Below are 25,410 nucleotides of genomic sequence, written 5' to 3'. Positions count from 1 at the left end.
GGGAACATGGAAACCACCATCCTCTTTGCCCCGCTTGTGGGCGCACTGATCTGCGGCTTTGGCTGGCGCTTTATTGGCGAGAAAGCCGCCATGTGGACCGCCACCGGCCTGCTGTTTCTGGCCTGTCTGCTGTCGTGGATCGTGTTCTTCACCTTCGACGGCCACACCCAGCAGATCGAGGTCATGCGTTGGATCGAGAGCGGCTCGCTGTCGACAAGCTGGGCGGTACGTCTGGACCGGCTGACCGCGATCATGCTGATCGTGGTGACGACCGTCTCGGCGCTCGTGCACCTCTATTCTTTCGGCTACATGGATCACGACCCGCAGTGGCGTGAGGGCGAGAGCTACAAGCCGCGCTTCTTTGCCTATCTGTCCTTCTTCACCTTCGCCATGTTGATGCTGGTGACAGCGGACAATCTGGTACAGATGTTCTTTGGCTGGGAAGGTGTGGGTGTCGCGTCCTACTTGCTGATCGGGTTCTACTATCGCAAGCCCTCGGCTAATGCGGCGGCGATGAAGGCGTTTATCGTCAACCGCGTCGGTGACTTCGGCTTTGCTTTGGGCATCTTTGCGCTGTTCTTCCTGACCGACAGCATTAACTTCTCGGACATCTTCGCGTCGGCACCGGAACTGGCGGAAACGCAGCTGCACTTCCTGTGGGGTGAGTGGACCGCCATCGAGGTGATCTGTGTGCTGCTGTTCATCGGTGCGATGGGTAAATCGGCGCAGTTGATCCTGCACACATGGTTGCCGGACGCGATGGAAGGCCCGACACCCGTTTCGGCGCTGATCCACGCCGCGACCATGGTGACCGCTGGTGTATTCCTGGTCTGCCGCATGTCGCCGCTGATGGAGTTCGCGCCGGGTGCCACCGGGTTCATCACCGTGCTGGGTGCTTCGACCGCGTTCTTTGCCGCAACGGTGGGGCTGGTTCAGACCGACATCAAGCGCGTCATCGCCTATTCGACCTGTTCGCAGTTGGGCTACATGTTCGTGGCGGCAGGTGTTGGCATGTATTCGGCCGCGATGTTCCACCTGTTCACGCACGCGTTCTTCAAGGCCCTGCTGTTCCTTGGCGCCGGTTCGGTGATCCACGCCATGCATCACGAGCAGGAGATGACCGAATACGGCGGTCTGCGGAAAAAGATCCCCTATACCTTCTGGGCGATGATGATCGGGACGCTGGCCATCACCGGTGTGGGTATTCCGCTGACGACCATCGGGTTCGCCGGGTTCCTGTCCAAGGATGCCATCATCGAGAGTGCCTATGCAGGCGGCTCAGCCTATGGCTTCTGGCTGCTGGTGGTCGCGGCTGCGTTCACTTCGTTCTACAGTTGGCGTCTGATCTTCCTGACCTTCTACGGTACGCCGCGAGGCGATCAGCATACGCATGATCACGCGCATGAAAGCCCGTTGACCATGCTCGTGCCTTTGGGTGTGCTGTCTTTGGGCGCGGTCTTTGCCGGCATGATCTGGTACGGCAACTTCTTTGGTCACGCGGACAAGGTCGGCAAGTTCTATGGCATTCCGGTGGCCGAAGCGTCCGAGCACGCCGAAGCTGGCGATCACGGTCAGGCGGATGCGCATGCCGATACGTCTCATGCCGAGGACGACCACGCGTCGGATACTCATGCGGATGACGGTCATGGCGACGAGGCCGCACATGCTGACGCTGACCACGGCGACGAGGCTGCGCATGGTGGGGATCACCACTATGTCTTTGCGGGCAAGCCGGGCGAAGGTGCGCTTTATATCGGGCCGGAGAACCACATTCTGGACGACGCGCACGCGGCCCCGAAATGGGTCAAGGTTTCGCCCTTTGTTGCGATGGTGCTGGGTTTTGTCATGGCCTACTGGTTCTATATCGTGAACCCGTCCCTGCCGGGGCGTCTGGCTCAGAACCAGCGACCGCTGTACCTGTTCCTGCTGAACAAGTGGTACTTTGACGAAATCTACGATGCGATCTTCGTCAAACCCACCGTGGCGCTTGGCCGGTTCCTGTGGAAACGCGGCGATGGCAACACCATCGACGGCTTCCTGAACGGTGTCGCCATGGGCGTTGTTCCCTTCTTCACCCGCCTCGCAGGCAAGGCGCAGACGGGCTACATCTTTACTTACGCCTTCTGGATGGTTCTGGGCATCGCCGCCCTGGTCACCTGGATGTCGATCGGCGGAGGCGCACACTAATGGATAATATCCTCTCCATCGTCACCTTCATCCCCGCAGTGGCGGCAGGTATTCTGGCCCTGTTCCTGCATGGCGATGATGTGGCTGCGCAGCGCAATGCGAAATGGGTTGCGCTGGTGGCGACCACGGTGACGTTCCTGGTCTCGATCGGCATCTACACAGGGTTTGACCCGTCCAACACCGGCTTCCAGATGGTGGAAGAGGGTGAGTGGCTGCTGGGTTTGAAATACAAGATGGGTGTGGATGGCATCAGCGTTCTGTTCGTGCTGCTGACCACCTTCATCATGCCGCTGACCATTCTGGCCAGCTGGCAGGTTACAGATCGCGTCAAGGAATACATGATCGCCTTCCTGCTCTTGGAAACGCTGATGCTGGGCGTTTTCATGGCGCTGGATCTGGTGCTATTCTACCTGTTCTTCGAGGCAGGCCTGATCCCGATGTTCCTGATCATCGGCATCTGGGGCGGCAAGGATCGCATCTACGCCAGCTTCAAGTTCTTCCTCTATACCTTCCTCGGCTCGGTGCTGATGCTGGTGGCGATGGTTGCGATGTATGCGGATGCGGGCACCACGGATATCGAAGCGTTGATGAGCCATCAGTTCTCGTCGGAAAGCTTCAGCGTGCTGGGCATCTATGTCGTCGGCGGCATGCAGACGCTGATGTTCCTGGCGTTCTTCGCCTCATTCGCGGTGAAAATGCCGATGTGGCCGGTGCACACCTGGTTGCCGGACGCACACGTTCAGGCGCCGACAGCTGGCTCGGTCGTGCTGGCGGCGATCCTGCTGAAGATGGGCGGCTATGGCTTCCTGCGGTTCAGCTTGCCGATGTTCCCTGTCGGCTCGGCGGTGATGACCGATCTGGTGCTTTGGATGTCGGCCATCGCCGTGGTCTACACCTCGTTGGTGGCGCTGGTGCAGGAGGATATGAAAAAGCTGATCGCCTATTCCTCGGTCGCGCATATGGGCTTTGTGACCATGGGTATCTTTGCGGCGAACCAGCAGGGTATCGACGGCGCGATCTTTCAGATGCTCAGCCACGGGTTTATCTCGGCGGCACTCTTCCTGTGTGTCGGTGTGATCTATGACCGGATGCACACCCGCGATATCGACGCGTACGGAGGTCTGGTGATCCGGATGCCCGCCTATGCGCTGGTCTTCATGCTGTTCACCATGGCCAATGTCGGCCTGCCGGGCACTTCTGGGTTTATCGGTGAGTTCCTGACCCTAATGGGCGCGTTCCAGGTCAACACCTGGGTAACCGCAGTCGCGGCGACCGGTGTGATCTTCTCGGCGGCTTACGCGCTGTGGCTGTATCGCCGCGTGGTCTTTGGCGACCTGATCAAAGAAAGCCTCAAGGCGATGACGGACATGAGCTCGCGCGAACGGCTGATCTTCGCGCCGCTGATCGTGATGACGATCCTGCTGGGCGTCTACCCGTCGCTGGTGACCGATGTGATCGGCAACTCGACCGCTGCACTGATTTCGAACTATGACACGGCTCTGGCCGCGGCTGAGGCCGTGACCCAGGCGGCCGCTTCGCATTAAGGAGGCTTTGGAGACATGATCCAGGCTGATCTGACAATAATCCTGCCAGAGATCGTTCTGGCCGTATATGCGATGGCCGCTCTGATCGGGGCTGTCTACACTGCGAAAGACGCGCTGGCGCCAGTTCTGGTTTGGTCAACGGCCGGCCTGATGGCGCTGCTGGCCATTTGGATTGCCACCAATGGCGATGGCGTCAACGTGGCCTTCGACGGCATGTTCATCGACGACGGATTCTCGCGTTTTGCCAAGGTTGCGGTCCTGCTGTCCGCCGCCGCTGTTCTGGTGATGAGCCAGGATTACATGTCGCGCCGCGGGTTGCTGCGGTTCGAATACCCGCTGCTGGTGGCCTTGGCCGCCGTGGGCATGATGATGATGGTCAGCGCCGGCGACCTGATGTCCCTGTATATGGGGCTGGAGCTGCAGTCGCTGTCGCTCTACGTCGTGGCCGCCCTGCGCCGCGACAGCGCGAAGTCGACCGAAGCGGGTCTGAAGTATTTCGTGCTTGGCGCGCTCAGCTCGGGCCTGCTGCTGTATGGCGCGTCGCTGGTCTATGGCTTTACTGGAACCACCCTGTTCTCGGGCATCATCCAGACCGTTCATCACGGAGACATCTCGGTCGGCCTGCTGTTCGGCCTGATCTTCCTGATCTCGGGTCTGGCGTTCAAGGTCTCGGCTGTGCCGTTCCACATGTGGACACCGGACGTGTACGAAGGCTCGCCCACGCCGATCACCGCCTTCTTTGCCACCGCGCCGAAGGTGGCGGCGATGGCGCTGTTTGCCCGCCTGATGCACGACGCCTTTGGCGGCGTGGTCAAGGATTGGCAGCAGGTGATCGTGCTGCTGTCTGTCCTGTCGATGCTGCTGGGTGCAGTTGCCGCGATTGGGCAGCGTAACATCAAGCGGCTGATGGCGTTTTCGTCGATTGCCCATATGGGCTATGCGCTGATCGGTCTGGCGGCGGGTACGGAAATGGGCATCAAGGCGATGCTGATGTATCTGGCGATCTACGTGACCATGAATATCGGCACCTTTGCCTTCATCCTGATGATGGAGCGTGATGGCAAACCCGTCACTGATATCGATGCGCTGCGTCAGTATTCCAAGCGCGATCCGGGCAAGGCTCTGGCCGTGCTGATCCTGATGTTCAGCCTTGCGGGCGTGCCGCCGATGCTGGGCTTTTTCGCCAAGTTCGGCGTCTGGCAGGCGGGCATCAGTGCAGGGCTGACCGGGCTGGTCATCGTCTCGGCCATCGCTTCCGTGATCGGTGCGTTCTATTACCTGCGGATCGTGTTCTACATGTATTTCGGGGAAGAGAACGAAGATCCAATCGAAACACGGTCCACGCCGGTACTGTGGGTCGCTCTGATGGGCTCGGCCGCGCTGATGCTGGTTGGCGTGTTCTATCAGTTCGGCATTGAGGGCGCGGCGGCAGCTGCGGCGGCAACGCTTGTCAACTGATTTGCCTAACATCCAATTGCAGGGGGCTCGGTCAACGGACCGGGCCTTTTTGCCATGACCGATTGGCCGCAAGGATACGGTCTGCACATCGTGCAGGAGGTCGACAGCACCCTGAACGAGGCTGCCCGGCTTGCCCCGACGGCGCCGGGTCCGGTCTGGATCATGGCGCATCACCAGACCGCTGCACGCGGGCGGCGGGGCCGCACTTGGGCCAACCCCAAAGGCAATCTGGCAGCGACCTTGTTGATGCGCCCGCAGGGTAATCCGGAACAGGCTGCGTTGCGCAGCTTTGTCGCGGCGCTGGCTTTGTTCGACGCTTGTGTTGCGGTGACTGGCCGGGCGGCAGGGCTGTCCTTGAAATGGCCCAACGATGTGCTGCTGAACGGCGGCAAGCTGGCCGGTATCCTGTTGGAAAGCACCGGGCAGGGGCGTGAACTGTCTCATCTGGCCATCGGCATCGGAGTGAACCTCTCTGAGGCGCCCCCGGCCTATGCCGTCGAACAAAGCGCCGTTCGTCCCGTCTCGTTGCTGTCAGAGACCGGTGCCGCCGTTATCCCCGAGGATTTTCTGACCGAACTGGCCTCGGCCTATGCGCGGTATGAAACCCAGTTCGCGACCTACGGGTTCGAACCGATCCGCACCGCCTGGCTGTCGCGCGCCGCCAAGTTGGGCGAGGTGATCACCGCACGGACCTCGACCTCGGAAACGGTGGGAACCTTTGAAACCGTGGACTCGAATGGCAACCTTGTCCTAAAGACCGCCAAGGGCCGCGTCAGCATTCCGGCGGCGGATGTGTTTTTCTGAAGGAGACGCAGATGCTTCTGGCGATTGACTGCGGCAACACCAACACCGTTTTCTCGATCTGGGATGGCGAGAAGTTTCTGTGCACCCTGCGCACCTCGACCCACCATTCCCGCACGGCGGACGCCTATTTCACCTGGTATTCGACGCTGGTAAAACACTATGGGATCGACGCGGACATCACCGATGTGGTGATCGCCTCGACCGTGCCGCGCGTGGTTTTCAACCTGCGCATCTTTGCCGATCGTTTCTTTGGCTGCCGCCCGCTGGTTGTGGGCAAGCCGGAATGCCTGCTGCCCGTGGCACCGCGCATCGACGAGGGCACGATACCCGGACCCGACCGTCTGGCCAATGCGGTTGGCGCGTTTGACCGTCACGGCGGCGACGTGGTGGTTGTCGATTTTGGCACCGCCACCAACTTTGACGTGGTCGCGTCGGACGGGGCCTATCTCGGCGGCATCATTGCGCCCGGCGTGAACCTCAGCCTCGAGGCGCTGCACCAAGGGGCGGCGGCCCTGCCGCATATCGACATCACCCGGCCTGAAAAGGTGATTGGTACAAATACGGTTGGCTGCATTCAGTCTGGCGTGTATTGGGGCTATTCCGGCTTGATCGAGGGGCTGATTGCCCGGATCAAAGAGGAATACGGGATGCCGATGAAAGTGGTCGGCACCGGCGGGCTTGCGCCTTTGTTCGATCAGGCGGATGTCGGGTTTGACGCGATCGAAGACGATCTGACGATGCACGGTCTGACCGTGATCCATCGCTATAACAAGGATAATGGCTCGACATGAGCAGTGAACGACTGATCTATCTGCCGCTGGGCGGTGCCGGCGAAATTGGCATGAACGCCTATGTCTATGGCTATGGCAAACCGGGGCAAGAGCGGCTGATCCTCGTCGATCTGGGGGTGACCTTTCCGGATATGGACACGACGCCGGGGGTTGATTTGATCCATGCGGATATCTCGTGGCTGCAGGAACGTGCCGACCGGCTGGATGCCGTGTTCGTCACCCACGCGCACGAAGATCACGTGGGCGCGGTTGCGCATTGCTATGAAGCACTGGGCGCGCCGATTTATGCGCGCGCGTTCACAGCCAATATCGCGCGCCGTAAGATGGAAGAACATGGCCATCCCGAAGATGCTGTGCAGACGGCCTCGGCCTGGCCTGAGCAGATTTTGGTTGGTCCGTTCAAGGTCGGCTTCCTGCCGGTTTCGCACTCCATTCCCGAAAGCGCCGCGCTGGTGATCGACACGCCGGAAGGCCGAATCGTGCATTCCGGGGATTTCAAGCTGGATACACAGCCCGTGGTCGGTGAACCGTTCGACCCCGATCTGTGGGCCGAGGTTGCCAAACCCGGTGTAAAGGCTTTGGTCTGTGACAGCACCAATGTGTTCTCGCCCCATGCTGGCCGCTCGGAATCCGAAGTTGGCCCCGAGATCACCAAGCTGTTGGAAAGCGCCGAAGGCATGGTGGTTGCGACCACCTTTGCCTCGAACGTGGCGCGGGTGAAAACGCTGGCCGAGGCGGGCGCGCGGGCCGGGCGTTCGGTCGTGTTGCTGGGCCGTGCCATGCGTCGGATGATTGAAGCAGCCACTGAAACCGGCATCCTGTCGGATTTTCCCAAGGTCGTCAGTGCCGAAGAGGCGGTGGACCTGCCGCGCCAGAACCTGATGCTGATCGTGACCGGCAGCCAGGGTGAGCGCCGCGCCGCCAGCGCGCAACTGGCGCGTGGCAAGTATCGCGGGATCGAACTGAAAGAGGGCGACCTGTTCCTGTTTTCATCCAAGACCATCCCCGGCAACGAACGTGGCGTGATCTTCATTATCAACCAGCTCAGCGAAAAGGGCGTGGACGTGGTGGATGACAGCTCGGGCCTGTACCACGTGTCCGGCCACGCCAACCGCCCTGATCTTGAAAGGGTGCATGCACTGATTGACCCGCAGATGGTGATCCCGATGCATGGCGAACACCGTCATCTGCGCGAACATGCCAAACTGGCCGAATCTGGTGGGCGCACTGGCATTCTGGCTGTGAACGGCACGATGCTGGACCTGACCGGCAATGAACCCAAGGTGGCCGACTATATCGAAACCGGCCGCACCTATCTGGACGGCACCGTCAAGGTTGGCGCGCTGGACGGGATCGTGCGCGATCGTATCCGCATGGCGCTGAACGGGCATGTGACGGTGACGGTCATTCTGGATGAAGAGGACGAACCCCTGGGTGAGCCGTGGTGCGACACGATGGGCCTGCCCGAAATCGGAACCTCCAAGGCCGCGCTGGTCGAGGTGCTGGAAGAGGATCTGAACCAGTTCCTGATGCGCGCCGATGCCAAAACCCTGCGCGACGATGACAAGCTGGAAGAAGCCATGCGCCGCATCGTGCGTCAGACGGCCAAGGCCGAGATCGGCAAAAAGCCCGAAGTGACCACAGTGATCAGCCGGATGAAGTGACGCCTAATCCGCGTCAGGCATCGGATAGCCTTTGAGCTGCAGGAACAGGCTCTGTTCCTCGGTATGCAGGTAGAGGGGCACGGTCGCAGGCGGCTCGGGGTTTGAAACCCGGGCTGCGATTTCGGCCAGAACCACCTCGGTGATGAACGGCAGGTCCAGATCACGCGCGCGGTCGAGCGGAACCCATTGCAGGTGGGACAGCTCATCCGAGGCACGGCTGAAGTCGTCCAGATCGCCCTGAATCGCGTCGGCATCGACCAGAAAGAACCGCGCGTCGAACCGGCGCGGGCGGCCCGGAGGCGTCACCGCCCGGAACACGAATTGCAGGGCGTCAGCCGAGGGGCGGAAGCCCATGGAGGCAAAGCCCTGCCAATCCTCGGGCACCGCGTCGTTCCAAGTGCCGGGTTCGCCCAGGATCAGTCCGGTTTCTTCCCATAGTTCGCGGATCGCCGCAGCAGCCAGCGCGGTCTGCAGCCCCGGTTCGGATTTTTCGTCCAACCGTTCGCGGCAAAGCTCGGGCATGGGCGCGGCAAGAGGAATTTCTTCATCCGCCGCATCAACTGCCCCTCCGGGAAACACGAACTTGTTGGGCATGAAGACGGCCTTTGCGCCGCGCTGCCCCATCAGGATCGATGGTTCGGTCAAGCGGTCCCGCAGGACGATGACCGTCGCCGCGTTCCGTATCGCTGACTTGTCTTCTGTCATCCGCTGATCGACCTGTCCGCGCGGGGCATTACGCTTTTTCAAACCCGTGCATCCGGCGCGCCCATTGATAGGCGACTACAGCGCCTTTCAGCCGGGGCAGCAGGAATAGCGACAGCGCAGTGCATCCGATGGCAAAGATCAGGAACATGGTCATGGGTTCGGGGCGGAACTCGACATAGGTCACGTGCAGCGCCGGAGCCAGCAGGTGACCGACCAGCAGAATGGTCAGATAGGCCGGGCCGTCATCCGCGCGGTGGTGAAACAGCTCCTGCCCGCAATTGCTGCAGCTATCGTTGACCTTCAGGTAGCCGCGTAGCAGCTTGCCTTCGCCGCATTTCGGGCAACGGCCACGAAAGCCCTTGATTAATGCGGGCCGTGTGGGGCGGTCATCCTCGGTAGTGGTGTCGATCGTCTGATCTGTCATTTTGAAACTCGCGCGTTCGAATGCGCAGGATAATGCGCTTGTTTTGTCCCGCAGAAAAGGGGGGTGCGGCGCTTTGTGACTTAGGTCGGCTGTAACTGGCTGTCAAAAAAAATCTGATTTTTGCGACGGAACCCGCGCGCCGACCCGTTTGAACCTATGTGAGCAGCGGCGATGGGGCCGCAAAGCAAAGGGAAAACGATATGAAAAGCGCGAAATTCATTCCGGCCATCCTGATCTCGGCCGTTGCAGTCACAGGCACCTCGGTTCTGGCGGCAGGGCCGAAGGATCGCGTACCCGCGAGCTTTCAGGAACTGGACGCCAATGGTGATGGCCAACTGACCCAGGAAGAGATGGAGGCCCACCGGGCGCAACGATTCACCGAGGCCGACACGAATGGCGATGGTCAGTTGAGCGTCGAGGAAATGCAGGCTGCGGCGCAAAAGAAAGCCGATGACCGCGTGACCAAGATGTTCGAAAGACACGACGCCAACAAGGACGGTTTTTTGAGCGAGGACGAGTTGCCCAAACCGCGCCGCGCTGGCAAGATGTTTGACCGTATCGACGCGGATAACAGCGGAACGATTTCGGAACAGGAATATGCCGATGCAAAAGAGCGGATGGGCCGGAAGCACAAGAAGCACGGCAAGGCGGGCTCTGACGACAATTGATGAAGGATGGAGGATCTGACCTCCCCCCTGCACGAAGTTCGTGGCGCATCGTGCGCCGCGGACACGTCGGACGATGCGTTGCTGCGGCAGTTCGCCAAGGGCGATGCCGCAGCCGCACGCGCGTTGACGGATCGGCTGGCACCGCGGTGTTTGTCGGTGGCTATGCGGATGCTGGGCAACCGGGCCGAGGCCGAAGACGTGACGCAGGATGCGATGATGCGGCTGTGGCAGATGGCTCCGAATTGGGTGCCGGGTCAGGCCAGGGTGTCAACCTGGCTGTACCGTGTAACGCTGAACCTGTGTGTGGACATACAGCGCAAGAAACGGCCGGACCGTCTGGACGATGTGCCGGAACCCGAGGACGGCGACCTCAGTGCAGCGGATCGGATGCAGGACGCGGCGCGCAAGGACGCCTTGCAGGCGGCGTTATCGCAATTGCCGGACCGCCAGAGGCAGGCGGTGATCTTGCGGCATATCGAGGAGTTACCCAACCCGGAAATCGCCGGGATCATGGGTGTTTCGACGGAAGCGGTGGAAAGTCTGACCGCGCGCGGAAAACGCGCCTTGGCCGCGATACTGGCCGGGCGGCAAGATGAGCTGGGGTACGAAGATGGCTGAGAACGACACGGAACTTGACCAGTTGTTTGCCCAGGCACGGCAGACCCGACCCGAATTGCCCGATGATCTGGCGGTCCGTATCCTGACGGATGCCGAAACGGTGCGTCTCGATCGGCTGAAACCCGCAGTACAGTCGCGCCCGGTCTGGGCGCGGATACTGGACGGGATCGGTGGTTGGCAGAGCATGGGCGGTCTGGTTGCGGCCAGCGCGGCGGGTGTTTGGATCGGCTTGTCAGCACCGGGCTTTCTGCCCGACCCCGCGACGATAATCTACCCGCAGGAGACCAGCTTTGTGGTCGCTGATCTTGGTCTGGACACAACATTTCTGGAGGACGCCGAATGAGCGATAATGCCAAGCCCAAAAGACGGTGGGTAACGGTTCTGCTGACCATATCGCTGGCGCTGAACCTGTTGATCGTCGGGGTTGCCCTAGGCACGGTTTACCGCGTCAAGGGCGGGGATCGCGGCAAGCCGCCTCCCGGGTTTGGACCCGCGATTTATCGGGCGCTGCCGAAAGAGGATCGGAAAGCCCTGCGCGGAGAACTGTCCGAGCGGCATGTCAAAGGGGCGAAACTCCGGTCTCAGGATTTTGCTGCGCTGGAGGCCGCCTTGCGGGCAGAGCCATTTGACCCATCGGTTGTGCAGGCTTTGCTGGAGCAACAGGCGCAGGCCATGGCCGAGTTGCAAGGCGCATTGCAGGAGGAATGGCTGGTGCGGGTCACCGCGATGACGGATGCCGAACGTCAGGTCTACGCGGACCGGCTGCAAGAGGTAGTGCAGCGCAAACGTTACGGGCGTAAGCACAAGGACTGACCAGATCAGGCCGCGCTTTGCCGGACCCGAACCTGATCGCGCCCGGCTGTCTTGGCGGCGTATAGCGCGATGTCGGCCGATTTGATCAATCCCTCCAGCCCCGCAGGCTGATGCGACGGTGAGGTGACCTTGGCATGGGTTGCGATCAGCCCGATGCTGATCGTAACCGGGATGGGGGCAGGGGTGTCCGGCAGGTCGAAAGGTTCCTGGCGGATGCAGTCACACAGGCTGCGGGCCAGTTTGAGAGCCTGAGCCTGCGTGGTCTCCGACAGGCCGATCATGAACTCTTCTCCGCCGATCCGGGCAATGAAACCGGCCGAACCGACGGCCTGCTTCAACCGTTTGGCCGCCTCGGTCAGAACCAGATCCCCTCCGGTATGGCCAAACTTGTCGTTGATGGCCTTGAAGTGGTCCAGATCGGCCAGCATCACGGCAAACCCTTTTCCGGTGCGGCTGGATTGATGGGCGATCTGATCCATCGCACGCATCGCATAGCGGCGATTGTGCAACCCGGTCAGAGGGTCCACCCAAGACTCGACCAGCCCACGCCGTAGCGAGGCACGCATTTGGTCCAGCCGCGTCTTGCGCTTGATCTGGCTGTCCAGACGCAACAGCGCCTCTTCCGCGCAGAACCCGTCCATGCAGATCGCGTCGGCGCCCCGGTCCAGCGCCTCCGAGGCCAGCGCGGCATTCTCTTCCCCAAGAACCCCGATCAGAACCGTATGTCGGGTGGTGCTGCGGGATTTCAGATCTGCCAGCAGGTTCAGACCCGATGGGTTTGCGCTGATTTCAAAGATGATGGCGTCCGGCACCGGTCCGGACAAAACGCCGTGCAGGTTTGTTGAGGTATGCGCGGACAAGCTGTGCCGCGTGCGTTTCGACAGGGCATTCTGCCACAGCGCTCCGGTCCGTGCGGATTGCGTCAGAATGGCCACACGCGCCGCTTTAGGGGGCATGAAGGGCGTGGCACCGGGCTCCGCAAAGCCCATAGGGTGCGAACCGGATTCGACGTGCAGATCCTGTGTTTCGGCCCGAGCCCGCAACAGGCTGCGCACTCTTGCCAACAGGAACGTGTCTTTGAACGGGTGCACCAGAACATCGTCCAACCCATCCGCCAAGGCTTGCAACCGGGCGGCCTTGTCGTTTTGCGGCGCGATCGCCACCACCGGCACCCCGATCAGGTCCGGATCAGCCTGAACCAGCCTTTTGACATCCGTCGCGGTGCCATCCGGCAAGGTCTGAGACGTCAGCACCAGATCGGGTTTGGCGCGCCGCAACAGCCCGGCGAGGCCCTGAAGCCGTTCGCCTTGTACGACGTGGTACCATGCTGCCGTCAGTTGAACTTTCAGCATGATGCGATTGGTTGAGGTCCCGTCGAGGACAAGGATGGTTCCCTGCACGGACATATCAGTCACCATTGATTGCATGCGTTGTTAAAGTGTTTATGAGTCTGGTTAACAAACCCTTTCCACGACCTGATCGGGGGCAATTTTATGTCAATCTCCGCCCAATCTGCAGAAACGCTGGCGCTCAATGTCTTGGGCTGGCTGGTCGGTAACGACGAATTGCTGCCGATCTTTCTGGGGTCTACCGGTGCGTCGGCGCAGGATCTGCGTGACCGGGCGGGCGAATCGGAGTTCCTAGGATCGGTTCTGGAGTTTCTTATGCTTGACGATTCGTGGGTGATCGCTTTCTGTGACGCCAACTCCGTGCCTTATGATCATCCCGGTCAGGCGCGGGCGGTGTTGTCTGGTGGTGCCGACGTCCACTGGACCTGATCCAACAACCTTGCAGGAGCATTCAATGCCCATCGACGCGATCCTGTTTGACAAGGATGGAACCCTGTTTGATTTTGCCAATACCTGGGGCGCGTTTGGACGCAACATGGTGCTGCGTCTGGCCGGTGGCGATCATACGCGCGCCGCCGAACTGGGTAGGATCATCGGATTTGATCTTGAGACGGCCACATATTCAGAAGACAGCATCGTTATAGCAGCTACAGTCGAAGAGATAGCCGATCTGCTCGCCCAGCATATTCAGGACTCTTCTAGAGAGGAACTGATCGATGTGTTGAATGCCGAAGCCGCCGCAGCGCCGCAGGCTCAGGCCATTCCGTTGGTTCCTTTTCTGGAAGGGTTGCGGCAGGCCGGGTTCAAGTTGGGAGTGGCGACCAATGACAGCGAAGCACCGGCACTGCAGCATTTGGCCTCGGTTGGAATTCACGAGCATTTCGATTTTGTCGCGGGTTATGACAGTGGCCACGGTTTCAAACCCGGTCCCGGGCAGTTGCTGGCCTTTGCGGCTCATGTCGGCGTGGAGCCGGAACAAGTCGCCATGGTTGGGGACAGCTTGCATGATCTGCAAGCCGGGCGCGCTGCCGGGATGACCACGATTGGTGTTCTCACGGGGCTGGCTCCGGCCGAAGCACTGGCGCCGATGGCGGATGTTGTGTTGCCGGATATCGGGCATATTCCGGACTGGCTGGCCAAAATCTGATCGCGCCGCAGTCAATTTCGGCGTTTCGGGACAAGAAACCGACATAGACTGTCGCAGACAGAGCGGCCAGACACCCGCCTTCGGGGCTTGCATGGGGGTACGCAAGTTCCGGAGGATCAAATGGCTGACACGAAAAGGCGTAGGCGTCGTAGTGGGGGACGGGCCGGTGCCGCCGAACGCAGGGGCAGCGCGGTCATCGACCAGATGCCGTGGAACCCTCCGGTCAATATAGACAATCCGACCGAGCCGCTGGATCAGGCCGGTATTGAGGCGATCCACGAAGGGGCCATGCGTATCCTCGAAGAGATCGGGATCGAGTTCTACAACGAAGAGGCCATCGGCATTCTTCGCGAGGCCGGATGTACCATCGATGGCGACAATGTCCGCATGGGTCGGGATTTTGTGATGGAGATGGTGGCCAAGGCGCCATCGCGCTTTACCATCACGCCGCGCAACCCCGACCGGAGGATTGAAATCGGTGGCCGGACCATGGTGTTCGGCAACGTGTCGTCTCCGCCGAACTACTGGGACATGGAGATCGGCACCAAGGTTCCCGGCAATCGTGAGATGTGTCGGAATTTGCTGAAACTGACGCAGTATTTCAACTGCATCCACTTCGCTGGGGGCTACCCGGTTGAGCCGGTCGATATCCACGCCAGCATCCGGCATCTGGACGTCCTTTATGACAAGCTGACCCTGACGGACAAAGCGATGCACGCCTATTCGCTGGGCAAGGAGCGCGTCGAAGACGTGATGGAGATGGTCAGAATCGCGGGCGGCCTGAGCCATGAAGAGTTCGAAGCATCACCGCGGATGTATACCAACATCAACTCGACCTCGCCGCTGAAGCATGATCATCCGATGATTGACGGCTGCCTAAGATTGGCGCGGCGGGGGCAGGCGATTGTGGTGACACCGTTCACCTTGGCAGGGGCGATGGCGCCGGTGACGATGGCGGGGGCCGTGGCGCAATCGCTGGCCGAGGCGCTGTGTGCGATTGCCCTGTTCCAATATGTGCGCCCGGGAATTCCTTGCGTGATCGGGACGTTCACGTCGAATGTGGACATGAAGTCGGGGGCACCGGCCTTTGGCACGCCGGAATATATGCGCTCGACCCAAATGACCGGGCAGATGGCGCGGTACTACGGCTTGCCGATGCGGTCGTCAGGGGTCTGCGCGGCCAACGTTCCCGACGGGCAGTCGGTGTGGGAGACATCGAACTCTCTGTGGGCGGCCGTCCAGTCGGGCACCAACATGGTCTATCACGCGGCCGGATGGCTTGAGGGTGGGCTGATCGCCAGCCCGGAAAAATTCATAATGGACTGCGAAATCCTGCAGCAAATCCAACGTTATATGCAACCTGAGGTCACGGCGACGGGGCCGGACGAGATCGCGCTGGAGGCGATCCGTGCGGTTGGCAATGACGGCCATTTCTTTGGCGTTCAGCACACGCAGGATCGTTACACCACGGCGTTTTACCAGCCGTTCCTCAGCGATTGGAGAAACTATGAAGGCTGGAACGTTGCGGGTGGCATCTGGACGGCCGAACGGGCGCATCACATGTTCAAGGAAATCGTCACCAGCTTTGAGCCTCCGCCGATGGATGAAGGTATCCGCGAAGAACTGGCCGAATTTGTCACCCGCCGGAAGGCCGAAGGCGGGGCGCCGACGGATTTCTAGTTTTCTGTCAATGGTTTCGATCATTAGACTTGATCAGATTGTTGGTATCTCGCCAGTCATCTTGGGGTTTTGTTAAGGATTGTCAGGCCAGATTGGTGCAGAAACCAATCTGGGGCATCTCATGCATGGTCTGATCAATCGGGCGGTACAGTCTTTTGTATGCGCGACTTACGGACAATCGTGCTGGCTGCGCGTAACCGAGGCCGCCGAACTGGGCTTTGTCGAGTTCGAGGCCATGCTGGTCTATGACGATGACATGACCGTTCGGGTTCTGGATGCGCTGCGTGTTGACCTGAACCGCCCGCGCGCCGAAATCCTCGAGGATCTGGGAACCTACCTGGTTTCTCATCCCAAAATGGAGGATTTACGGCGGCTGCTGCGCTTTGGCGGTGTCAGTTATGTCGAGTTCCTGCATTCGCTTGACGATCTGTCCGACCGGGTTCGGCTGGCCGTTTCCGACCTCAACCTACCCGCGCTGGAGCTGAGAGAGATGGCGCCAACGGAATATCAGTTGTTCTGCCATACGGGTCTGCCCGGCTATTCCAGCGTGATGGTCGGGGTCCTGCGCGCCATGGCCGATGATTACGGCGCCTTGGCGATGCTGTCTCATGACGGGCAGGAGGGCGAGGCTGAGGTCATTTCAATTGTTCTTGTGGAAAGCGCATTTGCCGAAGGGCGTCATTTCGATCTGGGGGCGCGGAAATCATGATGGACTCGCGTGATCTGGCAACCCTACTAGAGACGCTGTGCCCGATGTTTGTTCTTGCGGACGAAGACGGGCAGATCATTCGTGTGGGGCCGACATTGCAAAAACTGCGTCCCGATCAACCGATGGTCGGGAAAGATTTTCTGGACGTCTTCGAGCTGGTGCGGCCGCGTGCTGTGACAACGCTGTCGGCGCTGATGTCCCTGGCCGGGGCCAAGCTGCACCTCAAGCTTCATGATACGCCGCGCACGGCCCTTAAAGGGTTGATCGCCCCTTTACCGCAGGGAAAAGGTGCGGTCATCAATCTGTCCTTTGGCATTTCGATTCTGGATGCAGTGCGCGATTATGCCCTGACCAGTGCGGATTTCTCGGGCACCGACCTTGCCATCGAACTGCTGTACCTGGTCGAGGCCAAATCCGCAGCGATGGAGGCCTCGCGGTCACTGAACCTGCGGCTGCAAGGGGCGATGCTGGCGGCTGAGGAGCAAGCCTTTACCGACATGCTGACCGGGCTAAAGAACCGCCGGGCGATGGATGTGTTGCTGGGTCACCTGATTTCCGGGAATTCACCGTTCGCCCTGATGCATCTGGATCTGGATTTCTTCAAGTCGGTCAACGATCAATACGGGCACGCTGCGGGGGATTATGTGCTGCAGCAGGCCGCCCGGATCATGGTGGAAGAGACCCGCAATGACGACACGGTCGCGCGAATCGGTGGGGACGAGTTCGTCATTATATTCAAGGGCCTGTCCGACGAAGTTGTTCTTTCGGCAATTGCAGCGCGCCTGATCGACCGGTTGCAAACGCCGATGGCGTTCGAGAAGAACACCTGCCGGATTTCCGCCAGCATCGGAACTGCGTTGTCCACTCAGTTCAAGCCCCCTAAAGCCGCCGAAATTCTGAATGCGGCAGACTTGGCCCTGTACGAAGCCAAGAGGAAAGGGAGGTCCCGCCATTGCCTTTATTCTGCGCTTGTAGGGCAGCGGTAGGAAGTATCGCCTCGGGTCGATCCAGTCTGTGTCAGGCCCTCGGTTTTTCGGTCAGTCAGGCCTTGTGGAGCAGGCGGGACAGAGTGGCTGCAATATGGTGCTTGATCCGGGGCAGTTCTCCAACCACGGGCGTCACCCGACCTTTGAAGGCTGCCGCGTTCAATTCTTGCGGGACATCGTCAAGCACATGGCCGCCGTTGCAGGCGAAATACGGCAAGCACAACGCCTGAGTGGACAGGCTAGCTGCAGCCTCGGCAATTGAGGGCGGTTCTTCGACAAACCCCAGACGCATCGATTTGAACGGCAGGTGCTGCGCCAGATCGTTGGCAAAGGTGCGGGCCACGGCAGATGGATTGCGGCTGCGGCCGGATCCGTGGGCAGCCAGCACCAGATCGGTCTCTTCTGCGGCCCAATGGTTTTCGTTCAGCGTGTCACGCAGTGCCGCCGCAACCAGGTCCGGCAGGTCGGGGTCCACCCCCAACGGATCGAGAATGCGCAGGTTTCGCCCGGCCAGACGTTTGGGCAGGGCGCTGGTTACAAACCAGCCCTTGGCCATGAATAGCGGATAGATCACGGCGTCATCGGTCAGCTCTGCCACGCGCTGTTCGAAAATGCCCGGTGCGGCCAGAGTGGCAGAATGCACAGTCACGCCATCACACGAGGCATTCACCTCGGCGGCATAGGCGGCCAACGCCTGTTCTGCCGGGATTGGGTCAGACGGTTGGCCATGAGCGACGATAAGGGCGTGGGGCATTTACTTGTTCCTGTCTGCTTTCACGATAGGTGTTCCCTGCCGCATCAAAGTCAATCCAAGCCGTTCCAATTTCAGCCCAAAACTGTCAGCCAAAACCAGACGGACAGGATGGAAACCGCTGTCCCGACCAGCACGGACGAGGCCGCGACCCGTTTGGCCCGGCCATACATATTGGCGAAGATATAGGCGTTAAACCCCGGAGCCATTGCCGCGTTCAGCACGCCCGAGCGGAAAAGGTCCTGCGGCAGGCCAGCCGATGTTCCGAACAGCCACATGAGGCTGGGGTGCAGCATCAGTGAAATGGCGCAGACATAGGCAATCGTGCGCAGGTCGCCTTCGGGCCTGTATTTGACCAGCACACCACCCAATGCAAACAACGCACCGGGCAGGGCGGCGCGGGTTATGAGGCCAAGCGCCTCGTCCACCACAGAGGGTACGCCTATCCCGGACAGGTTGACGACAAATCCCAGCGCGATGCCAAGGATCAGGGCGTTGCGGAACATCGCTGTCAGGACCGACCGCACCATAAGCGTGCCGCCGTTGCCGCGATTGCGGACCACCTCCATCACGGTGATGCCGACGGCATAGCAAAACGGGGCGTGGAAGGCGATGATCGCATAGTTGCCGGACAGGTTTCCGGGTCCATAGGCGCGTTCGGTAATCGGCAGACCCAGTAACACTGAATTCGAGAACAGGCAGCAGAACCCGATGGCGACGCAGTCCTCCCACTCGCGGCGAAAGATCAGGCGGGCGCCGAACAGGCCCGCGGTGAAACACAGCGCCGCCGCAGTATAAAAGCTGGCCAATAACCGGGGATCGAAGCTGGAGCTCAGGTCCAGATGCGCGATGGCCAGAAACAGCAGGCAGGGAATTGCGAAGCCTTGGGTGAACTTCATCAACCCGTCCACATGGGCCTCTTTGAAGTACCCCGAGGATGTCGCGGCATATCCCGCTCCGATCACCAGAAATACCGGCAGAATGACGTCGATCAGGTTTTGCAGCATCTTGCCACCCCGAGGGATATCGCAGGCCGCAACAGCAGCGCTTTACAGGGCCTGACGGATCACCATGCCGTCATAGGCCGGGGTGATGTGATCGGCGGTCTCAGATTCGACCGTGGCATAGTCGAGGTCGATATGCATGTTGGTCAAAACTGCGCGTTTGGGTTTCAACTGGTCAATCCATCCCAGCGTCTTTTCCAGATGCGCGTGGGTGGGGTGCGGAGACCGGCGCAGGGCGTCGATGATCAGACAGTCCAAATCTCCCAGCAAGGGCCAGGAGTCGTCGTAGAATTCGGCCACGTCCGGCAGGTAGACCAGTTTGCCCATTTTGAACCCCAGCGAATCGATCGTGCCGTGGTTGACCTTGAACGGGTGAAACGGGATCGCTCCGCCCGGACCGTCGATTTCGAACGGGCCATCAATGGCCTTCAGGTCCAAAATCGGCGGGTAAGGAGAGGTTGCGGGTTGAATGAACGCGTAGCCGAACCGCCCCAACAGGTCGTTTTGGGTGTCGCCATCCGCCCAAACGGGAACGCGCGTCTTCATGTTGAAGACGATCATGCGCAGATCGTCGATACCGTGCACGTGGTCAGCATGTGAATGGGTATAGACCACGCCATCCAGCCGCCCGGTTCCGGTGCTCAGCAACTGGCTGCGCATGTCCGGCGTGGTGTCGATCAGGACGGATGTTGTGCCCTCGGGCCCGTCGCGTTCCACCAGCATGGAGCATCGGCGGCGGATGTTTCTGGGGTTGTCGGGGTCACACGCGCCCCAATGCCCACCCAGCCGGGGTACACCGCCGGAAGAGCCGCAACCCAGGATGGTGCAGCGCAGCTCGGTCATGCGGCTGCCTTGTAGGTTGCGGCTTTGGTGAACAGCCGGTCGAAATTGGCCTGCGTTTGGGCCGCGAAATCAGCGTAATCCATACCAAACACCTCGGCCCCTTTGCGGGCGGTATGGGCGGTATAGGCCGGTTCGTTGCGTTTGCCGCGGTATGGCGGTGGGGCCAGATAGGGTGCGTCGGTTTCCACCAGAACGCGGTCGACCGGGGCGGCGGCGAAGATATCACGTAGTTCCTGGCTTTTGGGGAAGACGGCGATGCCGGACATCGACAGGTAGAAGCCCAGATCCAGCGCGGCCTTGGCCAGTTCTGCTGAGGACGAAAAGCAGTGCATGACGCAGGAATAGGGCGCGTTGCGGTGTTCCTCAGCCAGAATGCGCGCCATGTCATCGTCGGCGGCGCGGGCGTGAATGATCAGCGGCAGGCCGGTGCGTTGAGCGGCCTCGATATGGACGCGCAGCGATTGTTTCTGCACATCGGCGCTGTCAGCGGTGTAGTGGTAATCCAGACCGGTTTCGCCAATGCCCACGAATTTGGGGTGCCGCGCCAGAGCAACCAGTTCGTCCACGGTCGCCATCGGTTCATCCGCCGCGCTCATGGGGTGCGTGCCGGCGGCATAGAAGACGGGCGCGTGGGCCTCGGCAATGGCGCGGACGGTGGGTTCGTTGCGCAGGCGGGTGCAGATCGTGACCATGCGGGTCACGCCCGCCTTGGCGGCGTTGGCGATGATCTGGTCCAGTTGCCCCTCGAAATCGGGGAAGTCCAGATGGCAATGGCTGTCGGTGATCTGGGGGGTGTCGCTCATCTGCTCTGACCGGCGGTTTCCTGTATCTTGAACACCGTATCTAGGACCAGAGCGGCAGGGTCAAGGTTCACCGCCTGACCATGTCGCGCGCGGGCTGTGATTGTCGCCGCGACCTCTGCCCATTGGCGGGCTTGATGCGGTGAGGTGGACAGGCGCGCCAGTGTTTCGGCCTCATTCGGGGCGGCCTCTGGCGCGGGTGGTGCACCGGTTGCACCGGTCAGGGCGAGGCGGGACAAGGCGACGTCGATCAGGGTCAGCAGCAGCTCGAACCGGTCTGCCGCGCCGCGCTGGGCGGCGGCCTCGGCCAAGGCCAACGCGCGCTGACGGTCCATCCGGGGCAGGGTGCCGAGAATGGCGATCAGTTCGGCGTAAATCTCCAGCCCGCCCAGATTGATCAGCCGAACCGCATCCCCCACGGACCCGGCGGCCAGCGCAGCCAAATGGTCAGCTTTGGCGGGCAGTTCGGCACCGGTTTGCGTGAGCGCAGCCTGCATATCCTCGGGGCCTAGGGGAGACAGACGCAAGGTGCGACAGCGCGACCGGATTGTTGGCAGCAGGCGCGACGGTTGGTGCGAGATCAGCAGCAGTGTCGTGCGCGCGGGCGGTTCTTCGAGCATCTTCAGCAAGGCATTGGCCGCGCTGACATTCATCTCATCCGCCGAATCCACGATCACGACGCGCCGTCCGCCATCGGCAGAGGACAGGCCGAAGAATTTCCCCAGCTTACGGATGTCGTCCACCACGATCTCATTCCGTAGACGCCCCTGATCGTTCACCGAGCGGGTGATGGCGGCCAGTCCCGGCTCGGCGCCAGCCAGGATGCGGTGCGCGACGGGGTGTTCGGGGTCAATCGCCAGCGACTCGGGCGGCGGTGGGGCGCCAAACAGCTCATCCTCAGCCGGAGGCGTCGCCAATAGAAACCGGGCGATCCGCCAAGCAAGCGTTGCCTTGCCCACCCCGCGCGGACCGGTCAGAAGCCAGCCGTGGTGCAGCCGGTCCGAGGTGTAGGCGCTCAGAAACGCCTGCTCGGCCTCGGTCTGGCCAAACAGGTGCTGGGTTTCACGCGGGTGCGGAGCACCGGGGGCCTGATCCGGGGTAGGGGTGTCGTCGCTCATCTATCGTCTGTCACAGTGTTTGCAGGACGATTTCTGTCACATCCTGGGCAACGCTGTCCATGTCCCGGTTGCCGTCGATCACCCGGAAACGGTCTTGGAACTCTTCCGCCAGTGCCAGAAAGCCTGCGCGCATCTTTTCCTGCAGGTCGATACCGAAATCTTCGAACCGTTCCTCGGTGCCCTGACGGCCTTTGGCGCGGGTCAGGCCGGTTTGCGGGTCCATGTCGATCAGCAGGGTCAGGTCAGGTTCGCGCCCGATCATCAGGCTGTGCAACTGGTCAACCACCGCGCGCAGGTTCCCGCGCGACAGGCCCTGATACATGCGGGTGCTGTCCGCGAAACGATCGCAAATCACCACTTTGCCCGCCGCCAGCGCCGGTTCGATGGTGCGCTCCAGATGGTCCCGCCGCGCAGCGGTGAAAAGCAGCAGTTCGGTCTCGGCCGACCAGCGGTCGGGGTCGCCCTCCAGAACAAGTCGCCGGATTTCCTCGGCCCCGGGTGATCCGCCGGGTTCGCGCGTCAACACAACCTCATGGCCCAGATCGCGCAGGTGATCCGCAAGCATTCGCGCCTGCGAGGATTTGCCTGATCCGTCAATGCCTTCGAAGGTCAGAAACAATCCGGATCCCGTCACAATGCGTCCAGAGGATTGCCGATTACATCGGTCAGGACGATACCGCCCACGGTCAGCATACGCACCACGAACCCTCCGCTCGGAACGGCTTCGGCCGCTACCAGCGGGCGCCGAATTTCCGGCAGGCCTTCGGGTTTGATCACCAGCTCGGCCAGTTGCTGACCCTTTTCCACCGGAGCGTTTACGGGGCCGTTATAGACCACTTCGGCTTCGATATTCTTGTCGCCCAGCACCGGGAATAACAGCGACAGGTCCTCTTCGGGAACCAGATCGACGGTCTTTTTTGCCCCCATCCAGATCTTGGCCTGGGCTATCGGCGTGTCCGCGTTGGCAACTGTCCTCTCGACAAAATTTCGAAACGACCAGTTAACCACGGCCTCAGCCTCCTCTGCCCGCTTGCCGGTGCTGTCGAGGCCGGTGAGAACGAAGATCACCCGGCGGTCCCCCTGCTTGGCCGAGCCGACAAGGCCATACCCGGCCTCTTGCGTGTGGCCGGTTTTCAGGCCGTCGGCACCGATCCCCAGTTTCAGCAGCGGGTTGCGGTTGCGCTTGTTCGACGGCGCACGGCCATCGAATTCAAACACTTCTTCGGCAAACAGAGGGTAGTATTCCGGGAAATCGGAAATCAGCCGGTCCGCCAGTACGGCTAGGTCATGCACTGACATCATGTGACCCGCTGCGGGCCAGCCGTTCGAGTTGGAGAAGTTCGAGTTGTCCATGCCCATCTGCTTGGCGCGTTGGGTCATGTAGCGGGCAAACCCGGCTTCGGTCCCATCGGGGCTGAGCGCCTCGGCGATCACCACGCAGGCGTCGTTGCCCGACAGCACGATGATGCCGCGCAACAGATCCTCGACCCGGACCCGGTCCTGCGTGTTCAGGAACATGGTCGAGCCGCCATAGCTCATCGCGTGTTCGGAAACCGGCAGGGTTTCGTCCAGCGTCAGCCGGCCATCGCGCAGCGCCTCGAACGCGACATAGAGCGTCATCAGTTTGGACATCGACGCCGGCGGAAGCGGTTGATCCGCCTCTTTGGACAGAAGCACGGTGCCCGTTGTCTGGTCCATCACATAGGCCGCGCGGGCCTGTGTGTCAAAAGCATGGGCGGGCAGCGCAAACAGCGCCAGCCCGAGGGTCAAAACAGATGATCGCAGTGAGGACAGCACGGGGGGCCTCCTTTGTTTCAGTTTTTGACGTTAAACGCGTCGGTAAAGCCAAGATCCTTGACGTCGCGCTGGATCGCGTTGCGTTCCGCGCGGGTATTTGCCGGGCCAACCAGCACGCGCCAGACCGTTTTGTCGTCGGTCTTCAGTTCGCGAATATCGGCGGACATGCCGTTGCGCTCAATCTTTGAAACCGCGCTTTTGGCGTTGGCCTCGACATTGAAAGTTCCGACCTGAACATACGGTTTGGGCAGCGAGCGCGGGGTCTTTTGCTGAGCCGTTGCTACGGCGGCGGTTGTGCTGGCCGGGGTCGGCTCGGCGGCCTCAATAGCAGCGGCAGCGCCTGCGATGGGGTCCAGCGGCGTTTCGGTGATCGTGTCGGTTTTTTTCTTCTGCCACCACTTCCGTTTGGTGGGCTTTTCTTCGGGCGCGGTAACCTCCGGGTCCGACAGGGTGGGGGTCGGGTTTGCCTCGGCGGCCGTTTCCACCACTTGTTCCGCTGCCTCGGCTGCAGTGTCGGCTGCCGCCGCGGCGGCTGCTCCGGTCGCGCCAGCCGCGGCAACCGTTTCCTTCTTTTGCCACCACTTGCGCTTGGCGGGCTTTTCAGTTTCAGCCGCTGCGGTGTCGATTGCTTCGTCCTGGGGCTTGGCGTCTTCGGCAGCAGGCGTGTTTTCAGCCGCTTCGATTTCCGGGGTCTCTTCCGCTTCCGGCTCTTTTTCTTCGACAGGTTTGCGCCGCAGGGCGACGACCTCGACCTTGGTCGGCGCCCCGGCAAGGATGCCCAGCTTTTCAGCCGCCGCCGAGGACAACTGCAATGTTGGTCCGGGCTGGCTTCTTTCCCGCCGGAACAGGGCGCCGGTGATGGATTTGTTGTTGGTCGTGTTCTTGATCACCACGCGCTCAGGCTGGTTGACGTCGGGGTGGGCCACCCAGATACCGCCCAGCGACGGGCGACCATCCCAAAGACCGGCCTCAACCACGTTGAACACGTCCGGTGCCTCAACGGTTTCACCAGTGGTTTTTGAGTAGTCCGGGAACAGTTCGACCTTTTCATCGGTCTGCGCGTCATCCGCAGGGGCTTCCGTCGAGGTCCCCTCCGGAGACAAACCCTCTTCACACCCGGCCAGAACTGCCAATGCCACGCCAAGTACCGCCAGCGATCGCGGTTTTGCGCGTGTCTCACTCGCTCGTTTCATTTTGTCATCCCTTGCCTGAAGGGGCCTCGTTTCCTGAGCCCCGCCGCCGGTCGCCGGTTCTGTTTTGCCGGACTGCTACGGTCTTTCCCGCAAAGCATAACGTGGGCAAAGTGTCATGGAAAGACCACTGCACGCGCTTCGGCGAGATTTCCCTATTTGCTCTTGCCACCGTTTCAACTTGGCCTTAGACCCGGCCTCACGCGGGGAGGTGGCAGAGTGGTCGAATGCGGCGGTCTTGAAAACCGTTGGGCGTGAGAGCGTCCCCAGGGTTCGAATCCCTGTCTCCCCGCCACTTATCAACGACTTACAGGTCGGCCACATCCCTTTAAGTTTGTCACCATTTGCATTTCAGCAGTG

The 25,410-nt window shown here is 60.9% G+C and carries 26 protein-coding genes and 1 tRNA gene; 16 read left to right on the top strand and 11 right to left on the bottom strand.

The window, feature by feature from the left end:
- The first annotated feature begins 6 nt into the window (after positions 1-6).
- From nuoL to ACR0DO_RS02630, 6 genes are read left to right on the top strand one after another with little or no spacing between them, the layout of a single operon-like run.
- The gene (gene nuoL, locus ACR0DO_RS02655) at positions 7-2,187 is read left to right on the top strand and encodes an NADH-quinone oxidoreductase subunit L (RefSeq protein WP_480556540.1); all 2,181 of its coding nucleotides are present in this window, start codon (positions 7-9) and stop codon (positions 2,185-2,187) included.
- Positions 2,187-3,731 carry an NADH-quinone oxidoreductase subunit M gene (locus tag ACR0DO_RS02650; RefSeq protein ID WP_480556538.1) on the top strand — a complete coding sequence of 515 codons (1,545 nt, stop codon included), beginning with the start codon at positions 2,187-2,189 and terminating at the stop codon, positions 3,729-3,731. The genes nuoL and ACR0DO_RS02650 overlap by 1 nt, the downstream gene beginning before the upstream one ends.
- 15 nt (positions 3,732-3,746) lie before the next feature.
- Complete coding sequence (gene nuoN / locus ACR0DO_RS02645; protein ID WP_480556536.1) at positions 3,747-5,189, top strand: NADH-quinone oxidoreductase subunit NuoN; 1,443 nt, start codon at positions 3,747-3,749, stop codon at positions 5,187-5,189.
- 54 nt (positions 5,190-5,243) lie between these two features.
- Positions 5,244-5,993 carry a biotin--[acetyl-CoA-carboxylase] ligase gene (locus tag ACR0DO_RS02640; RefSeq protein WP_170670854.1) on the top strand — a complete coding sequence of 250 codons (750 nt, stop codon included), beginning with the start codon at positions 5,244-5,246 and terminating at the stop codon, positions 5,991-5,993.
- An 11-nt stretch (positions 5,994-6,004) separates the two neighbouring features.
- Complete coding sequence (locus tag ACR0DO_RS02635; protein WP_170441402.1) at positions 6,005-6,784, top strand: type III pantothenate kinase; 780 nt, start codon at positions 6,005-6,007, stop codon at positions 6,782-6,784.
- Positions 6,781-8,448, top strand: coding sequence for a ribonuclease J (locus tag ACR0DO_RS02630; protein WP_480556533.1), 1,668 nt, complete (start codon positions 6,781-6,783; stop codon positions 8,446-8,448). The genes ACR0DO_RS02635 and ACR0DO_RS02630 overlap by 4 nt, the downstream gene beginning before the upstream one ends.
- A 3-nt stretch (positions 8,449-8,451) precedes the next feature.
- Here the strand turns inward: ACR0DO_RS02630 and ACR0DO_RS02625 are convergent, their stop codons facing one another.
- On the bottom strand, positions 8,452-9,153 hold the full coding sequence (locus ACR0DO_RS02625; RefSeq protein ID WP_480556964.1) for an NUDIX hydrolase: 702 nt from the start codon (positions 9,151-9,153) through the stop codon (positions 8,452-8,454).
- A gap of 28 nt (positions 9,154-9,181) precedes the next feature.
- The gene (locus ACR0DO_RS02620; RefSeq protein WP_170441408.1) at positions 9,182-9,577 is read right to left on the bottom strand and encodes a DUF983 domain-containing protein; all 396 of its coding nucleotides are present in this window, start codon (positions 9,575-9,577) and stop codon (positions 9,182-9,184) included.
- 200 nt (positions 9,578-9,777) lie between these two features.
- Between ACR0DO_RS02620 and ACR0DO_RS02615 the strand changes: the two genes are divergently transcribed.
- The 4 genes from ACR0DO_RS02615 to ACR0DO_RS02600 are packed head-to-tail and all read left to right on the top strand — an operon-like array spanning position 9,778 to position 11,676.
- A complete protein-coding gene (locus ACR0DO_RS02615) occupies positions 9,778-10,245 on the top strand; it encodes an EF-hand domain-containing protein (protein ID WP_480556531.1) in 468 nt (155 codons plus the stop codon).
- A gap of 6 nt (positions 10,246-10,251) precedes the next feature.
- Positions 10,252-10,863, top strand: a complete 612-nt coding sequence (locus ACR0DO_RS02610; protein WP_480556529.1) for an RNA polymerase sigma factor — start codon at positions 10,252-10,254, stop codon at positions 10,861-10,863.
- Positions 10,856-11,206, top strand: coding sequence for a hypothetical protein (locus tag ACR0DO_RS02605; RefSeq protein WP_480556527.1), 351 nt, complete (start codon positions 10,856-10,858; stop codon positions 11,204-11,206). The genes ACR0DO_RS02610 and ACR0DO_RS02605 overlap by 8 nt, the downstream gene beginning before the upstream one ends.
- Complete coding sequence (locus tag ACR0DO_RS02600) at positions 11,203-11,676, top strand: periplasmic heavy metal sensor (protein ID WP_480556525.1); 474 nt, start codon at positions 11,203-11,205, stop codon at positions 11,674-11,676. The genes ACR0DO_RS02605 and ACR0DO_RS02600 overlap by 4 nt, the downstream gene beginning before the upstream one ends.
- Before the next feature lie 5 nt (positions 11,677-11,681).
- Here ACR0DO_RS02600 and ACR0DO_RS02595 read toward each other — a convergent pair whose 3' ends face one another.
- The gene (locus ACR0DO_RS02595; RefSeq protein WP_480556523.1) at positions 11,682-13,082 is read right to left on the bottom strand and encodes a diguanylate cyclase; all 1,401 of its coding nucleotides are present in this window, start codon (positions 13,080-13,082) and stop codon (positions 11,682-11,684) included.
- Between the two features lie 87 nt (positions 13,083-13,169).
- Here ACR0DO_RS02595 and ACR0DO_RS02590 point away from each other — a divergent pair, with 87 nt between their 5' ends.
- The 5 genes from ACR0DO_RS02590 to ACR0DO_RS02570 all read left to right on the top strand — a co-directional run bounded on the left by ACR0DO_RS02590 (position 13,170) and on the right by ACR0DO_RS02570 (position 17,547).
- Entirely contained in the window at positions 13,170-13,454 is a 285-nt protein-coding gene (locus tag ACR0DO_RS02590) for a DUF3572 domain-containing protein (protein WP_170441429.1), read from the top strand.
- A gap of 25 nt (positions 13,455-13,479) precedes the next feature.
- Positions 13,480-14,172: an HAD family hydrolase gene (locus tag ACR0DO_RS02585; RefSeq protein ID WP_480556521.1), complete on the top strand. Its 693-nt coding sequence runs from the start codon at positions 13,480-13,482 to the stop codon at positions 14,170-14,172.
- A gap of 120 nt (positions 14,173-14,292) precedes the next feature.
- The gene (locus tag ACR0DO_RS02580; protein ID WP_170441435.1) at positions 14,293-15,852 is read left to right on the top strand and encodes a trimethylamine methyltransferase family protein; all 1,560 of its coding nucleotides are present in this window, start codon (positions 14,293-14,295) and stop codon (positions 15,850-15,852) included.
- Positions 15,853-15,973: 121 nt separating this feature from the next.
- Entirely contained in the window at positions 15,974-16,561 is a 588-nt protein-coding gene (locus ACR0DO_RS02575) for a heme NO-binding domain-containing protein (protein ID WP_480556519.1), read from the top strand.
- Positions 16,558-17,547, top strand: a complete 990-nt coding sequence (locus ACR0DO_RS02570; RefSeq protein ID WP_480556517.1) for a GGDEF domain-containing protein — start codon at positions 16,558-16,560, stop codon at positions 17,545-17,547. Before ACR0DO_RS02575 ends, ACR0DO_RS02570 begins: the two co-directional genes overlap by 4 nt.
- A 55-nt stretch (positions 17,548-17,602) precedes the next feature.
- Here ACR0DO_RS02570 and ACR0DO_RS02565 read toward each other — a convergent pair whose 3' ends face one another.
- The 8 genes from ACR0DO_RS02565 to ACR0DO_RS02530 form a co-directional block, all read right to left on the bottom strand.
- Positions 17,603-18,301, bottom strand: a complete 699-nt coding sequence (locus ACR0DO_RS02565; protein WP_480556515.1) for a CbiX/SirB N-terminal domain-containing protein — start codon at positions 18,299-18,301, stop codon at positions 17,603-17,605.
- Between the two features lie 71 nt (positions 18,302-18,372).
- A complete protein-coding gene (locus ACR0DO_RS02560; RefSeq protein WP_480556513.1) occupies positions 18,373-19,305 on the bottom strand; it encodes an AEC family transporter in 933 nt (310 codons plus the stop codon).
- 42 nt (positions 19,306-19,347) lie between these two features.
- Positions 19,348-20,145 (bottom strand): MBL fold metallo-hydrolase, encoded by a 798-nt coding sequence (locus ACR0DO_RS02555; RefSeq protein WP_480556511.1) that lies wholly within the window; start codon positions 20,143-20,145, stop codon positions 19,348-19,350.
- Entirely contained in the window at positions 20,142-20,948 is an 807-nt protein-coding gene (locus ACR0DO_RS02550) for a TatD family hydrolase (protein WP_480556509.1), read from the bottom strand. Before ACR0DO_RS02550 ends, ACR0DO_RS02555 begins: the two co-directional genes overlap by 4 nt.
- Entirely contained in the window at positions 20,945-22,063 is a 1,119-nt protein-coding gene (locus ACR0DO_RS02545) for a DNA polymerase III subunit delta' (protein ID WP_480556507.1), read from the bottom strand. The genes ACR0DO_RS02550 and ACR0DO_RS02545 overlap by 4 nt, the downstream gene beginning before the upstream one ends.
- Positions 22,064-22,073: 10 nt before the next feature.
- Positions 22,074-22,697 carry a dTMP kinase gene (tmk, locus tag ACR0DO_RS02540; RefSeq protein WP_480556505.1) on the bottom strand — a complete coding sequence of 208 codons (624 nt, stop codon included), beginning with the start codon at positions 22,695-22,697 and terminating at the stop codon, positions 22,074-22,076.
- Positions 22,694-23,860 (bottom strand): D-alanyl-D-alanine carboxypeptidase family protein, encoded by a 1,167-nt coding sequence (locus ACR0DO_RS02535; protein WP_480556503.1) that lies wholly within the window; start codon positions 23,858-23,860, stop codon positions 22,694-22,696. The genes tmk and ACR0DO_RS02535 overlap by 4 nt, the downstream gene beginning before the upstream one ends.
- A gap of 17 nt (positions 23,861-23,877) precedes the next feature.
- A complete protein-coding gene (locus ACR0DO_RS02530; RefSeq protein ID WP_480556501.1) occupies positions 23,878-25,053 on the bottom strand; it encodes an SPOR domain-containing protein in 1,176 nt (391 codons plus the stop codon).
- Between the two features lie 202 nt (positions 25,054-25,255).
- Between ACR0DO_RS02530 and ACR0DO_RS02525 the strand changes: the two genes are divergently transcribed.
- Positions 25,256-25,345: transfer RNA gene (locus tag ACR0DO_RS02525), tRNA-Ser, on the top strand.
- Positions 25,346-25,410: the final 65 nt, after the last annotated feature.

The organism is Ruegeria sp. AM9 (genome assembly GCF_056540565.1).
Note: the sequence above shows the minus strand (reverse complement) of the source record. Positions and strands in the feature narration are given on the sequence as shown.